This window comes from Arthrobacter sp. AB6 (genome assembly GCF_031844545.1).
Classification (GTDB): Bacteria; Actinomycetota; Actinomycetes; order Actinomycetales; family Micrococcaceae; genus Arthrobacter.
Genome location: NZ_JAUZVL010000003.1, coordinates 24,075 through 38,372 on the forward strand (window position 1 = coordinate 24,075; position 14,298 = coordinate 38,372).

13 protein-coding genes are annotated in these 14,298 nt (G+C 65.2%); 11 read left to right on the top strand and 2 right to left on the bottom strand.

Annotation, left to right across the window (positions count from 1 at the left end; translation table 11 throughout):
- The first annotated feature begins 202 nt into the window (after positions 1–202).
- Genes Q9R30_RS02840 through Q9R30_RS02870 form a run of 7 tightly spaced genes read left to right on the top strand, consistent with a single transcriptional unit; the run spans position 203 to position 7,977 of the window.
- On the top strand, positions 203–1,738 hold the full coding sequence (locus Q9R30_RS02840; protein WP_104999137.1) for a sodium:solute symporter family protein: 1,536 nt from the start codon (positions 203–205) through the stop codon (positions 1,736–1,738).
- 29 nt (positions 1,739–1,767) lie between these two features.
- Positions 1,768–3,048 (top strand): AGE family epimerase/isomerase, encoded by a 1,281-nt coding sequence (locus Q9R30_RS02845; RefSeq protein WP_311216703.1) that lies wholly within the window; start codon positions 1,768–1,770, stop codon positions 3,046–3,048.
- Entirely contained in the window at positions 3,035–3,805 is a 771-nt protein-coding gene (locus Q9R30_RS02850) for a 6-phosphogluconolactonase (protein ID WP_104999139.1), read from the top strand. Before Q9R30_RS02845 ends, Q9R30_RS02850 begins: the two co-directional genes overlap by 14 nt.
- On the top strand, positions 3,802–4,566 hold the full coding sequence (locus Q9R30_RS02855; protein WP_311216704.1) for a sugar isomerase domain-containing protein: 765 nt from the start codon (positions 3,802–3,804) through the stop codon (positions 4,564–4,566). The genes Q9R30_RS02850 and Q9R30_RS02855 overlap by 4 nt, the downstream gene beginning before the upstream one ends.
- Positions 4,563–5,717, top strand: a complete 1,155-nt coding sequence (locus Q9R30_RS02860) for an N-acetylglucosamine-6-phosphate deacetylase (RefSeq protein WP_104999141.1) — start codon at positions 4,563–4,565, stop codon at positions 5,715–5,717. Before Q9R30_RS02855 ends, Q9R30_RS02860 begins: the two co-directional genes overlap by 4 nt.
- Positions 5,714–7,006 carry a neutral/alkaline non-lysosomal ceramidase N-terminal domain-containing protein gene (locus Q9R30_RS02865; RefSeq protein ID WP_311216705.1) on the top strand — a complete coding sequence of 431 codons (1,293 nt, stop codon included), beginning with the start codon at positions 5,714–5,716 and terminating at the stop codon, positions 7,004–7,006. The genes Q9R30_RS02860 and Q9R30_RS02865 overlap by 4 nt, the downstream gene beginning before the upstream one ends.
- A complete protein-coding gene (locus Q9R30_RS02870) occupies positions 7,003–7,977 on the top strand; it encodes a LacI family DNA-binding transcriptional regulator (RefSeq protein WP_104999143.1) in 975 nt (324 codons plus the stop codon). The genes Q9R30_RS02865 and Q9R30_RS02870 overlap by 4 nt, the downstream gene beginning before the upstream one ends.
- 40 nt (positions 7,978–8,017) lie before the next feature.
- Here Q9R30_RS02870 and Q9R30_RS02875 read toward each other — a convergent pair whose 3' ends face one another.
- Positions 8,018–8,770 carry a GPP34 family phosphoprotein gene (locus tag Q9R30_RS02875; RefSeq protein ID WP_311216706.1) on the bottom strand — a complete coding sequence of 251 codons (753 nt, stop codon included), beginning with the start codon at positions 8,768–8,770 and terminating at the stop codon, positions 8,018–8,020.
- A gap of 188 nt (positions 8,771–8,958) precedes the next feature.
- Here Q9R30_RS02875 and Q9R30_RS02880 point away from each other — a divergent pair, with 188 nt between their 5' ends.
- From Q9R30_RS02880 to Q9R30_RS02890, 3 genes are all read left to right on the top strand, one after another.
- Positions 8,959–10,194, top strand: coding sequence for an NYN domain-containing protein (locus Q9R30_RS02880; protein ID WP_311216707.1), 1,236 nt, complete (start codon positions 8,959–8,961; stop codon positions 10,192–10,194).
- Positions 10,195–10,295: 101 nt separating this feature from the next.
- Positions 10,296–10,619, top strand: a complete 324-nt coding sequence (locus tag Q9R30_RS02885) for a hypothetical protein (RefSeq protein WP_311216708.1) — start codon at positions 10,296–10,298, stop codon at positions 10,617–10,619.
- A 176-nt stretch (positions 10,620–10,795) separates the two neighbouring features.
- Positions 10,796–11,782 carry an aldo/keto reductase gene (locus tag Q9R30_RS02890; protein ID WP_311216709.1) on the top strand — a complete coding sequence of 329 codons (987 nt, stop codon included), beginning with the start codon at positions 10,796–10,798 and terminating at the stop codon, positions 11,780–11,782.
- A gap of 135 nt (positions 11,783–11,917) precedes the next feature.
- On the opposite strand, the gene Q9R30_RS02895 is transcribed toward Q9R30_RS02890, so the two are convergent.
- Positions 11,918–12,391 (bottom strand): SRPBCC family protein, encoded by a 474-nt coding sequence (locus tag Q9R30_RS02895; RefSeq protein ID WP_311216710.1) that lies wholly within the window; start codon positions 12,389–12,391, stop codon positions 11,918–11,920.
- A 226-nt stretch (positions 12,392–12,617) separates the two neighbouring features.
- On the opposite strand from Q9R30_RS02895, the gene Q9R30_RS02900 reads away from it, so the two are divergent.
- Entirely contained in the window at positions 12,618–14,267 is a 1,650-nt protein-coding gene (locus Q9R30_RS02900; RefSeq protein ID WP_311216711.1) for a phospholipase D-like domain-containing protein, read from the top strand.
- Positions 14,268–14,298: the final 31 nt, after the last annotated feature.

The window sequence follows — 14,298 nt, forward strand, 5'->3', positions numbered from 1 at the left end:
CCGGCAACCCCAGGCGCACGCGGTTCCTTCCCTCGGCCGCCAACTCTATCCAACGGCGTGCAATCGCTTGCATGATGCATGCAGTTCCCCCCTGCGGGTTCGCCGAGTTGGTACTAGAAAATTGCTTTGGCCACAGGCCTTGTCGTGCAAACGTTTGCATGCGAGTGTGGTCTCCATCACTTCCATCTCTGCTAGGAGAAACATGCACGCTTTGGACTGGATCGTTTTGTCGGGATACTTCCTCGTGATGGTGGGGATCGGATGGTGGTCGAAGCGCAGGGTTCATAACGCTGCCGACTTCTTTACTGCCGGCGGCAAGATGCCGTGGTGGCTCGCGGGAATTTCGCACCACATGTCCGGCTATTCGGCGGCCGTGTTCGTCGGTTATGCCGCACTGGCCTACACAACTGGATTTGCCGTTTACGTCTGGTGGGCAATAAGCATCACTATCGCGTGCGTCGTCGGGTCGTTCCTGTTCGCACCGCGCTGGCCGCGGCTGCGCCAGCGCCTGGGCATCATCTCCCCGCTGGAGTACCTCACCACCCGCTACAACCTTCCGGCCCAGCAGGTTCTTGCATGGTCGGGAACCGCGCTGAAGATTTTTGACGTTGCCGCCAAATGGGCAGCCAGCGCCATCCTGCTCGAATCCTTCGCCGGAGTCCCGCTGTCTGTCGGCATCATCCTCGTCGGCGGCGTGACCATGGTGTACTCAACCATCGGCGGCCTTTGGGCAGATGCGCTGACCGACTTCGGGCAGTTTGTCATCCAGTTCGTTGCAGCAATCGCCCTGCTGATTGCGGCCATGGCGAAGCTTGGCGGGTTCTCCTCAATCTTCGGCATCTGGGAGCAGCTGCCGCCATCCCACTCCGCTCCCTTCGGCGGAAACCTGACCATCGCGTTCTTCCTCGCCTACATCGTCATCAGCACCGTTTCCTACAACGGCGGCACCTGGAACCTCGCCCAGCGCTTCATTGCCGCACCCACCGGATCTTCGGCCAAGAAATCGATCCTTCTCTCCGGCGGCCTGTACCTGGTGTGGCCCCTGGTTCTGTTCTTCCCGATGTGGGCAGCGCCGCTGCTTCTGCCCAACCTGGCCAAGCCGGAGCAGTCCTACGCGCTGCTGACCGAAATGCTGCTGCCCGCAGGCCTGGTGGGGCTGGTCCTTGCCGGTATGTTCTCGCACACGATGGCCATGACCTCCTCGGACGCCAATGCAATTTCGTCAGTGATCACGCGTGACATCATTCCGGCCCTGCGGCGGTCCAAGAAGCCGTTGACCTCCAAGACCGAGCTGGCGGCAGGCAGGCTGTCCGTATTCCTGTTCATCGGACTTTCGATGCTCATCGCACTGTCCGCGGATTCCTTCGGCGGAGTCCTGGGCCTCCTGATCCTGTGGTTCGGCGCCCTTGTCGGCCCGATCGCCATTCCCATGCTGCTGGGCATGCTTGCTCCGTTCAAGCGCTGCGGTCCCTCAGCAGCGCTGTTCTCCTGGGCCGCCGGCCTGATCGTGTTCGCCGTGAACAAGTACGTGCTCACAGCGCAGGTGGCAGCGCTGGGCGATCTTGCCCAGGCGGTCTCGGTCGCCGCCCCGATCCTCGCCTCCATCGCGGTCTACTGCCTCATGGGGGTCATCCGGCCCTGGCGCAACGAGGAGTCAGACGCCTTGGTCGATTCCCTGAATGTCGATGTTCCCGACGAGGTCGAAGAGAACGCCATCGCCGCGGGCGTGCGGGCATGACCGGTGTGAAGTCCGGTCATACCCCTTCCGTGCAGGACCTGACAGGATCCGGTTTCTCTCCCGGCGCCCACCTCCAGGACATAATCCTTCCGTGGTGGGACAGCAACGGCGCGGATGACCTTCATGGCGGCGTCCTGACCTGTTTTTCCAACGACGGCGTCCTGGAGTCGAGTGATAAATACACCTGGTCGCAGGGACGCTGGGCGTGGCTGTGTGCCGAAATTGCCGCCGATGCGCGCTCCGGGTTGCTGACGGTCGACGGCGACAAATGGTCCAGGCGGGCACTCCAGACGGCCGAGTTCGTCCGGACCCACTCCGTGCTGGAGGGCGGACTCACCGCCTTCCGGACAGACCAGGCCGGAGGTCCTCTGCCCTCGGGCCCGAACGGTGAACTCGCCACCAGCGTGTTTGCCGACCTGTTCGCGGTCCTCGGCCTTGCAGGGGCAGCAACGGACCCGGCATATCCGGAGCCGGCCCGGTCAGCGGCGTCGGCCACCGCTGACGAAGTCCTGGCCAGCTCCCTGGCGAGGATACGGTCACGGACTGCTTTGACTGCCCCCTATCCGGTCCGGCCGGGCTTCTGCGACCTCGCAGGTCCCATGACACTGCTTCACGCCGGGTCCGAGCTGTATAAGTCAACGGGCTCGGAAGCGGCGCGGAACGCCGTGGCTTTTGCGCTCGGCCAACTGTTTGGCGGGCCGGGACAGGCGCCAATGTTGCAGGAAAAGCAGTGGTGGGAGTTCAGGCCGGACTCGGTTCAGGACGAAGAATCACTCCTGGCCAGGCACAGGACGCCCGGGCACCTCCTGGAACTTTTGTGGATGCTGATCCACAGCCAGGAGGCCATGGGGGATTCCGCGGCAGCCCTCCCCGACTGGCTGCCAGGACTTGCCCTGCGCGCGCTGGAGCTTGGCTGGGATGAAGAGCACGGAGGGCTCCTCCGCTACGTTGACAAGGACGGCGGAGTACCAGCCGGGACACTCTTTGGCGGTGACCCCTATGAGGAGCTTGTTCAGTCAACCTGGAGCACCAAGCTGTGGTGGGTGCATGCGGAAGCCATGTACGCCACCAAACTTCTTGCCCGCCACTACGGCGGCTGCGGCTTCGAAGAGTGGAATGCAAAGGTCACCGACTACACGCTTGCAACCTTTCCACATCCGGGCGGACAGGAATGGACGCAGATCCGGGACAGGCAGGGAGCGCCGCTGGACATGGTGGTTGCCCTCCCGGTCAAGGATCCGTTCCACATCGCACGGACTTTGGTATTTCTCAATCGGCTCGAAAAGGATGATTTACATGCAGCACAGTGACCTCACCGTGAGCGCAGCTCAATACGGGACGCTCGCCGTCCGCGCCTACCCAGGCAAGAACGAACTCGGCAAGGCAGCCGGGGAGCATGCTGCCCGGGTCATTGCGGACGCAATCAGGGCCAACGGCACGGCCAGGGTCATGTTCGCTGCGGCGCCCAGCCAGGAAGACACCCTGAAAACGCTTATTGCCGCCACAGACGTCGACTGGTCCCGTGTGGAGTGCTTCCATATGGACGACTACGTTGGGCTCCGTCCTGATGCCCCGCAGGGCTTCGGAAACTGGCTGCAACGGCTGGTTTTCGATTCAGTCACGCCCAAGGACTTCCACCGCATCAACACGGCCGGCGATGCTTCCCAGGGGGCGGAGGATTACGCCCGCGTCATGGGGTCAGCTCCCTTCGACCTCGTGCTGTGCGGCCTCGGCGTCAACGGGCACCTGGCCTTCAATGATCCGCCCGCTGATTTCAATGACCAGAAGGCTGCCCGCGTGATTCATCTGGATGACGTCTCACGGCAGCAGCAGGTTGACGAGGGCCACTTCGAGCGGCTGGAGGACGTGCCCACCCACGCCGTGACCGTGACCATTCCGCGTCTGCTCAACGCGGCGGCGATCGTTGCCTCCGTTCCGGGCAGTGCAAAGAAACAGGCGGTTGAAGACACCCTCACCAGGGCCGTTTCAGGAACGCACCCCGGCACGATTCTTCGAACCCACCCCAATGCGTCCCTGTACCTCGACGATGAGTCCGACCCGCGATGACTGACGCGGCGGACCTGGGCGCCACTTACCTGGCACGGATCACGGCCCTTCTGGAACGGATTCACGGCGAAGAGCAGGCCTCCATCTCGAAGGCGGCTTCGCTCCTTGCCGACCAGATAGCTGCCGACCGGCTCATCCATATTTACGGGCCGGGCGGCCATTCCAACCTCGCCAGCCAGGAAGTGTTCTTCCGCGCCGGCGGCCTGATGCACGTCTCGGCGATCCTCGATGAGGGGACCATGCTATCCGGCGGGGCGCTGCGCTCCATGGCCATGGAACGGACGCCCGGCTACGGCCGCATCGTGATCGAAAACGCGGGACTGACGCCCGGGGACGTGTTGATCCTTGTGAACGCTTACGGAATCAACACCGCACTCATCGACGCTGCCCTGGCGGCGGGTGCGCTGGGCGTGCGGACCATTGGCGTCTCCTCACGGGGGCATGCCGACGGCACGGCAGCCGGCCACCCCGCACGGCACCCGTCGGGATCCAACCTGCATGACGTCGTCGACCTTCACATTGACACGAAAGTGCCGATCGGAGACGCCGTCGTCGAGCTGCCGGGCGTCACCGAGAAAGTCGGGGCCGTTTCGACCTTCGCCAACGCCTACACCCTCAACTGGCTGGTGCAGTGCACCATCAAGGAACTGACGGAGCGCAACATCGAGCCGCCTGTCTGGCGGTCGGGTAACGCCCCTGGCGGCGACGAAGCCAACCGAAAGGTCCTGGACAGGTTCAAGGGCCGGGTGCATTCCCTGTGACAGTGCAGACCGCCAGGGGCCGCGACGCGGCCCGCGGGGACGTCCTCACTGTCCGGTACGACGACGGATACATCGTCTCCGTTGAACGCAGGCACGATCCCAACGCCTCGGACTTGCCCGTGCTGTCCCCCGGATTCGTCGACGCGCAGGTCAACGGTTACCTGGGACTTGACGTCAACGGGCCCGACACCGACAGCATGGTGATCGAGCGAATCACCGAGGAACTGGCGCGGATCGGCGTGACCACATGGGTGCCCACCGTCATCACCGCCAGTGAAGACGCGATCAGCCACGCACTCAGGTGTGTGGAGAAGGCCCGGAACGCGGATGCACGGGTGCGGGATGCCATTCCCAGCGTCCACGTTGAAGGGCCCTTCATTTCGGACCAGGACGGGGCGCGCGGAGTGCACGACGCCAGCCAGGTCCGGGCCATTGATCCCGAGGAGGTGCGGCGGTGGGGCGCCATCACCAGGATCGGCGTGGTGACAGTATCGCCGCATTGGGCTGACGCGCCGAGGGGAATCCGGGAGATCTGTGCCATGGGCGTCCGGATTTCCATCGGCCACACCCATGCAACTGCGGCCCAGGTCCTCGGGGCCATCGACGCCGGGGCAACACTGTCAACCCACTTGGGCAACGGTATTGCCCCGATGATTCCGCGCCATCCCAACGCCATCTGGACCCAACTGGCCGACGACCGCGTAACCTGCGGCCTGATAGCTGACGGCCACCACTTGCCGTCCGAAACACTGGAGGTCATGCTGCGCGCCAAAGGAACCCGCGGGGCATTTCTCGTTTCGGACATGACGGCGGTTGCCGGGAAGCCACCGGGGCGCTACGCGACTCCTGTGGGTGGAAGCGTTGATCTTGATGAACACGGCCGGCTCTCACATGTGGGCAGCGAGCTTCTGGCCGGCGCCGCGGCCAGCCTTCCCGACGGCCTGCGCAACGTAGTCAGGTCAACGAGCCTGGGTTTGGGGCAGGCGCTCAAACTCGTCACGGAAAACCCGGCACGGACACTGCCGGGAGCCCGTCCAGGGCTGGGAACGCTGCAGCCCGGCGCGCCTGCGGACATGGTCCTCGTCTCGGATTCCGGAACGGTGCTGGAGGTCATCAGGTCCTCGCCAAGGCGGGAGGAGATCGGCCCATGAACGACGCATCCATCACAACGGAACACAGTGGCAGCAGCTGCCTGCAGGTGGGCGCCGCCTCCGTGGAGGTTTCCGTCCCGCCCGGCACCATGATGTCCGGATTCGCCGCACGCGTGGAGCCGAGCACCGGCGTCCATGACCCCCTGACCGTGCGGGCACTTGTTATCGACGACTTCTGCTGGGTGACGGTGGATGTGTGCGGCCTCGACGGACCCACCTGCCGGACCATAGCGGACCGTATCCCCTTCCGCGAAGGGCATGCCGTGATCAGCGCCACCCACACCCACTCGGGGCCGTGTGCCATGCGTGGCGGTTTGGGGGACTGCGACCCGGACATCATCGAGGCCATCAGCGCGGCCGCGGCAGTGGCCGTCAAGGATGCCTCCAACTCCCGGGAACCGTGCCAGGCCTATTACGGATCCTTTGCGGGCCTTGGCATTGCCAAGAACCGGCGGCACCCCGGGCGTGCGATAGACCCCGCACTGCAGGTTGTGGTCTTCAAGCGGGACGACGGGACAGCCAGGGCCTGGCTGGTGCAGTATCCGTGCCATCCCGTTGTGCTTGGCGCCGACAACCGGTTGGTTTCCGGGGACTACCCGGCCTTCGTGCGGAGCCACCTTGAGCGCGCAGCCCCAGGTTCCACCGCTGTCTTCCTGACCGGGGCCGCCGGCGATGTCAATACCGGTCATTCGGCTGAGAGTTCCTATTCCCAGGCAGCGGCTGAGCACCGGACGTTCGCGGAAGCTGAACGGATAGGAGGACTGCTCGGCGAGGCCGCGGCCCAGGCACGGACCTCGGGCAAGCCGCTCGGAGGGGTCATCCTGGCTGCAGCAGCATCCATCGACCTCTCCTTCGAGGTACTTGACGCCCGCATCCCTGCGGAATCAGCGGCCTACTGGACTAAGCTCATGGCGGACGCGGCGCCCGGGCAAAGGGCCTTGCTGCAGACCTGGATCGACTGGGCGGCACGGGACCACCTGCTGAGGGACATGAAATGGAGGGGGACGGTGACAGTTCTCCGGCTGGGCAGCCTGCTGGTGGTGGCACTGCCAGGGGAACCCTTCCTCAGGTGTGCCGAGCGCATCCAGGAAGCCTTCGCCACTCCCGTCATCGTTGCCGCCTACAGCAACGGCTGTCCAGGGTACTTTCCCACTGCCGACGAATATGACCACGCAGGATACGAAGTCACGGACGCCCATCGTTATTACGGGATGCCCGCCCCCTTCAAGCGGGGCAGCGCGGAGCAGCTGGTGGAAACGGCCATTGAACTGGGACGGCGGCTGCTGTGAGGCCCAGATCCACAATTGTCCAGGTCGCCAAGCTCATCGGGGTGGCACCTTCCACGGTGTCCCGGGCATTCACGGATCCCGGGAAGCTGAAGCCGGAGACTGTCCAACGGGTCATGGACGCAGCTGCAGAGATCGGATACGTCCCCAACCACCATGCACGCGCGTTGATCACCGGCCGCTCAGGCGCAATCGGGCTGGTGCTGCCCGATGTTGCCAACCCCTTCTTTCCCCCGCTGATCCGTTACGCGCAGCTGGCGGCGGAGGATTACGGGCTCGCCGTGTTCGTTGCAGACACAGCTGAGGACACCAAGCGGGAATTGCAGATGATTGAACGGCTGTCGCCGCAGGTGGAGGGCCTGATCATAGCTTCGTCGCGGCTCTCGGACCGGGTTCTCCAGACGGTTGCCGAGCGGCAGCCGACCGTGCTGATCAACCGGGACGTCGCCGGCGTCCCGCGCGTCCTCATCAGCACGTCCAAGGCGCTCACGGACGGGCTCCGCCACCTGGTGGATGCCGGCCACACCCGTATCGCCTATGTTGGCGGTCCGGCGAGGTCCTGGTCTGATGGGCAGCGTCATGGCGCCGTGCAGTCAACCTTGGAAAGCCTCGGGCTTGAAACCTTTTTCTTCCGCGCGAAGTCCGGAAACTACGCCGATGCCCTTGAAGTCAGCGGCGAGGTGGAAGCCGCCGGAGCTACCGCCGTCGTAGCCTTCGACGACGTTGTTGCCCACGGCCTGATGTCCGGATTCCGGGCACACGGCCTCCGCGTCCCCGAGGACATCAACGTCCTGGGGTGCGATGACACCCTGGCGATAACAACCCATCCGCCACTGTCGAGCATCTCTCTGGACCTGGCATCTGCCGCCCGGAGCGCTGTGGCAATGCTGAGGTCGGCGGGCCGGCCAGGGGCGAGCAGCGACCAGCGCTTCGAACTCGAGGGGTCCCTGGTGCTTCGCGGCACCACGACTTGATCGAGTTGGCCTAGGGTTCCCTGGTATGGCGGGCACGAACTCACAGGTTGGCGGCTTCCTCCTCCGCCAGCCTGATCATGCGGAGTTCGTCCTCCACGGCGCGGGACGGCCAGTAATCCTTGGCCAGCTCAACGGCCCGGACCCTGTCCGCTTCAGGGAAGAGCTTGCCGAGCAGCCCGGCCGCCTGCAGCAGGGCAATCAGGGCTATGGTCCTGGGTTCGGGTGCCTTGGTGCCGGTCTTGGCGGACGCGGAATTTGGCGCCTGGGCCCCGGCTGTGCCGGCACCGGCAGCCGTTGCGTCGGCAGCCCCGGAATCAGGCGGCTCGAGGTTGGACGGCGCACCGCTGAGTGCCGCTTCGATTTTCTTCAGGAGCGCGGCTTCCGGGGCATGGTCCTTTTCCGGGTAGCGTACGGCGCGGAAAAGGCCCAGGTGCCTTTCGCCGACGTGTTCCACGATGCCCAGGGAAGCCATCCCCTCGTAGACGCGCTGCACTTCGGCGCGGCCCTCGAGCACCGAGACCCACCATCGTGGAGTGTGCGGCCGTGACTTGCCGCGGATGAGCTCCAGCTCGTGCTGCAGGTGGGTGTCCGGCGCAGTGCCGGCAACCCTGACGTGCTTGCCCTGCAGCTCGATGGCACCGAGCAGGTCCAGCTCGGCCAGCACAGCACCTGCCAGCGTGGTCCGAAGGGCGAAGACCGGAATTTCGGGTTTTCCGCTGGCATCATTTGTGGCCAGCAGCAGGAATGCCTGGGGAAGGCTCAGTTCCACCGCTTGGGGTGTTTCAGCGTCCATAGCACCATGGTGCGCCTGTCTGGCAGAGACTTCTACGGCCGAAGTACCTTGATTTCCCCGCTGGAACCCCTGTACCTGGGCCGGGGCAAAGGATGAAGCGGACGACGGCGGGACGTCCCGCCGTCGTCCCCTTGCGTGTCGCATCCGGAAGGGTCGCCGGTGGGCGGCGTTGCTGGCACACTGGGCCAATGAACGAGGCACTCTCACCCTCCCGCAGGCCTGGCATCCGGGCGGCGATGTTTGTGGATTTTGACAACGTCTTTACCGGCCTGCAGGCTCTCGATCCGCTGGCGGCGAAGCGGTTCGCCGAAGACCCGAAGCATTGGGCGGATGCCTTGTCAGCCGGGGGTTCCGGGGAGGGGCCGCGCCGGTTCCTGATCCGCAACTGCTACCTGAACCCGATGGTGTACTCGAAGTACCGGACATACTGGACCCGGGCCGGTTTCCGCGTGATCGACTGCCCGTCGCTCACCCAGCGGGGGAAGAGCAGCACGGACATCAACCTGGTGCTCGATGCCATGGACGCGCTCTCCGGAAGCGGCGGCATCGAAGAGTTCTTCATCGCCTCGGCCGATGCCGACTTCACGTCCCTGATCCAGCGTTTCCGTGCGGCTGACCGGATGACGACGGTCATCGCTGCCGGCGCGGTGGCGTTCGCTTACCGGGAAATGGCGGACCACGTTGTGGAGTCGCACGATTTCGTTGCGATCCTCAACGGAACCACCGGGGAGCCCATTCGTGCGGTGGCGTCTGCCAGGCAGCCGCAGGTTCCTCCCGCAACCAAGGTCAAGGCAAAAGCAAGCTCGCCGGCAATCCGTGAGGTCCTGGAGTTCGTGCGCTCCGCGCCGGGACCGGTGGTCGGCGCCATGGTAGCCCACCGGGCGCTCACCGCAGACCCCTCCCTGAAGACGGACTGGGGCGGTTTCGGGAAGTTCGGGACCTGGGTCTCGCAGATCGGCAAGGACGTGGAGTATTCGGCAGCCCAGGGCGGCTGGGTCTGGGACGGGAAGCGGTTCTCGAGCGAGGATCTTCCCGCACCGGCCGAGCAGCAGCCGGGCGTCGAGGAGCAGGTGACCCGCGTGACGGATGTGCCGGCTCTTTCAGCGTCCCAGTTCCGGCAGATTTTCCAGTCCTTGGCAGCCCGGCTTCGTGAACATCCGGTCAACCGCACGGAGCTGAGCCGCCAGGTGCGGGATGACTGCGTCAGTGCCGGCCAGCCGGTCTCACGCAACGCGGTCAGTTTTGTCCTGCAGGGCCTCGCGTACGCCAACTTCCAGCTCAGCGACGAGGCGACGGCAGCGGAACTGGCCGCAGCCTGGACGGCGAACGTGGAAGAACTCTGCCGAGTGGCGCTGCTGGAGTTCGACGCCGCCGAAAAGCTGGCAGTGCGCCGGTGGGCCAGCGGCGGGCTGCTGGACGCCTAAACGTGCTGGTCAAAAAGCACCGGGTTGAACTGCCGGCTACTATCCGGCACGGCAGGACTAGACTACTAGCAGAACATCCCTTCCAAAACGGGGAGGTCCTCATGGACGCCGAAACCGCCGGCGTGACCGGTCATGATGTCACCACCATCGTTTGCGTGTGCGGCAACACCGTCAGCCAGGACGGCTTAATCCAGGCCAACTCCCAGGGCATACCTGTTTACGCCGGAGGAGACACTCCCGTCCCGGATGGCCTGGCGGCGTGGCCCGAGGATGAGGACCTGTACACGCTGTGCCCCAGATGCGGCCGCGTGTACCGCGATGCCGTCATCGAAGAAACAGGAACGGCGCCCGTTGCTTTCCGGGTGGACGTCACCGCTGACCCACTTGCCGGAGCCATCCAGGCCCACTGGAACCTCAGCGTGTAGGCGCCCGGCCTTGGGAAGCCGGCGTCACGCCGGGCGCGTTGCGGGCCTGCCTCCCAAGGGGGCCCTGCCGGTACCTGTTTCAGCAGACCCTCCCTAACGCGCCCGATAAGCCGTTGACTGGAGGAAGGCCGCGCACAAGCGTGCCGGCACGGACTGCCAGTGGCAAAGGACTCATCATGCATACACGAACACTCGGACAGGGACTGCAGGTTTCGGCAATTGGGCTTGGCTGCATGGGCATTTCGCAGGGCTACGGCCCCAACCCCGGGGACCGCCAGGCGATGATCGGGGTCATCCGTGACGCGGTCGGCCTGGGAGTCACCTTCTTTGACACCGCCGAGGTGTACGGCCCCTACGTCAACGAGGAAATCGTGGGGGAAGCACTCGCGCCGGTGCGGGACGAGGTAATTATCGCAACGAAGTTCGGGTGGCGGATCGAGGGCGGCAAATCCGTGGGGCTGGACAGCTCACCCGAGCAGATCAAACGCGTGGCGGACGAGTCGCTGCGCCGGCTGCGCGTGGACGCGCTGGACCTCTTTTACCAGCACCGCGTGGACCCCGGTGTGCCCATCGAAGAGGTGGCCGGCGCCGTGGGCGAGCTCATCCAGGCCGGCAAGGTCCGCCACTTTGGGCTCTCAGAGGCCTCGGCTGCGACCATCCGCGCCGCCCACACAGCGTTTCCCGTGACAGCCGTCCAGAGCGAGTACTCGCTGTGGACGCGGGATCCGGAGCCGGAAGTGCTGCCCACCCTGGCGGAACTGGGGATCGGGTTCGTGCCCTTCAGCCCGCTCGGCAAGGGCTTCCTCACCGGGACCGTGGATACGTCCACGCAGTTCGCGGAAGGTGACGTCCGCGGCACCATCCCCCGCTTCACCCCGGAGAACCGTGCCGCCAACCAGGCGCTGGTGGCGCACGTCGCCGGCCTCGCCGCCGCCAAGCACGCCTCGCCGGGGCAGATCGCACTGGCATGGCTCCTGGCACAGCACCCCTGGATCGTTCCCATCCCGGGCACACGCCGCCGGGAGCGCCTCGAAGAGAACACCGCAGCTACAGCCGTTGCGCTGTCCGCCGACGAAGTCGCCGACCTGAATGCCGTGGCGAGCCGGATAGGGGTGCAGGGCAACCGCTACAACGACACGCACATGCGCTACGTCGGACGCTGACCGCTCACGCCACCTGAACGGCCGAACTTTTAGCTGCCCAACGCCTGAAAAGAGCGGACGACGGCGGGAGGTCCCGCCGTCGTCCGTTTTCCGTTTGCGAGGCGCCGCTTCCTCAGCTGACTCCGCCCGGCACTTCTAGAGCTGCCCGGTTGGGCCGGTGTCCCCGACTTCGCCGCGCCAGCCGCCGGTTTCGGTACCGCGCGATTCGATGAAGTCCTTGAACTTGCGCATGTCAGATTTCACCTGCATCTGGTCCATCTTCAATGCCGCACCTGCTTTTTCAGTGAGGGTTTCCGGAGCCCATTCGAAATGGACCCTGACCTTCGTGTGGTTGGCGTCCAGTGGCGTAAACCTGATGATGCCGGCATGGGACTTGCCGTCGGTGCTGCGCCAGGCGATCCGGTCGTCAGGCTCTTGGTCGACTATTTCAGTATCGAATTCCCGCTGGACACCGCCCACTTTGGTAACCCAATGGTTGGTGGTGTCCGTCAGCTGGGTTACGGATTCGACGCCGGACATGAATTGCGGAAAGGATTCGAACTGGGTCCACTGGTTGTACGCGGTCCGCAGCGGCACTGCTACTTCAACGGTCTCTTCAACGTGTTCCATTGCTTCCTCCTCATGACGGACGGCTGCAACAGCGGACCGGCAGAGTTTGCCATCCTGCCAGTCAGGCAGCCGCCACTTTTGCACGATAAGTCCGGCGGGCACCGGTGTCCAGACCCTTGGAATTGCCAGAATGACGGCATCATCGGATGACATTGACCGGCACAGTCGTAGGCTACTGGTAGGCCGGACGCCTAATGACGGGCCCGGGTCCCGAAGGGAACGACGAGTGGACAGTACTGCTGGTTACTGGTTCTTGGGTGCCGCCGAGTGGGGCAATGCGGCTGCCGACGTGCACGCCGGCAAAGTAGGATCGCCCTCCTGGTCGGAGGGCAACCTGGTGCGGCCCCTGATTCACGGTGCCACCTATTTCGCCCGGCTGCATGAGGAGCTCTCGGCCCTGCAAGCGGGAGACCGTGTGTGGTTCACCGACTGGCGTGGCGACGGCGACGAAAAGCTTACGGCGGACGGGCCGGCCATCGGAGAGTTGCTGGCGCGGCTTGCCCGGGACGGAGTGGAAGTGCGCGGCCTCGTGTGGAGGTCACACGGAGAGCGTGTGTCCGCCCCCATGAGCAACCTGTCCAACGAGCACCTCAGCCGCCAGATCAACGACGCCGGCGGCGAGGTGCTGCTGGACCAGCGGGTGCGGCTCTTCGGCTGCCATCACCAGAAACTGTTCGTCATCCGCAATCGTAATGACCCTTCCCGGGACATCGCATTCGTTGGCGGGATCGATCTTTCCCACAGCCGCCGGGACGACGCCGATCATATGGGAGACCCGCAGTCGGTGGAGATGGATCCCCGGTACGGGAAACGGCCTCCATGGCACGATGCCGCCCTGGAACTGCGCGGCCCGGTGGTGGCGGATGTGCTGAAGCTGTTCGCGGAAAGGTGGGACGACCCCCATCCCCTGGACCGGCGCACTCCGTACCGGATGCTGCTGCAGCGCCTGGCGGATATGCCGCGGCACCCCGAGCCCCTGCCGGAGACTGCGCCGCCACCGCCGCCGGCCGGCCCGCACGCCGTGCAGCTGCTGCGCACCTACGGCGTGAAGCATCCGCCGTTCCCGTTCGCACCCGATGGTGAACGGAGCGTTGCCCGGGCCTACACAAAAGCATTCGGCCTGGCCCGCTCCTTGATTTACATCGAGGACCAGTACCTGTGGTCTGCTGAGGTGGCGGCCGGTATCGCAGGGGCCCTCGAACAGAACCCAGGGTTGAATGTGATCGCCGTGGTACCGCGCTACCCGGACTCCGACGGTCCGTTGGGAGGGCCGCCCAAGCGGCTCGGCCAGCTGCGCGCCATCGAGAGGATGCGCCGCGTGGCTCCCGACAGATTCGGCGTGTTCAACCTGGAGAACAGGGCCGGGACACCGATCTATGTCCATGCCAAGATCTGCATCATCGACGACACCTGGTTCACGTGCGGATCGGACAACTTCAACCGGCGGTCCTGGACCACGGACAGCGAGCTCACCTGCGCGGTCATCGACACCTCCGCTGGTCAGGGGGAGGCGCCCGGCGCAGGCACTGGCCCGGGCACCAGTCCCGGCACTGGTCCCGGGACTGGTCCCGGGGCTTCCAGTCCGCTGGCCCAGGGGCTGCGGCGGCAGCTCTGGGCCGAGCACCTGGGCCTGGACCAGGATGACCCCCGGCTGAACGATCCAGCGGACGGCCTCGGCCTGTGGAATGCCGCTGCCGATGCCCTGGATGAATGGCACAAAACTGACCGCCGCTCGCCCCGCCCCGGGGGTCACGCGCGGCACCACGTCACACAACCGGTCACACGCCTGCAGCGCCTCTGGGCGGATCCTGTGTACCGCTTTTTGGTGGACCCGGACGGCCGCCCCCGCAAACTGCGTGGGACTACACGGTTTTAGGCGAGCGGGTCGATGTTCAACATGGGGTTTC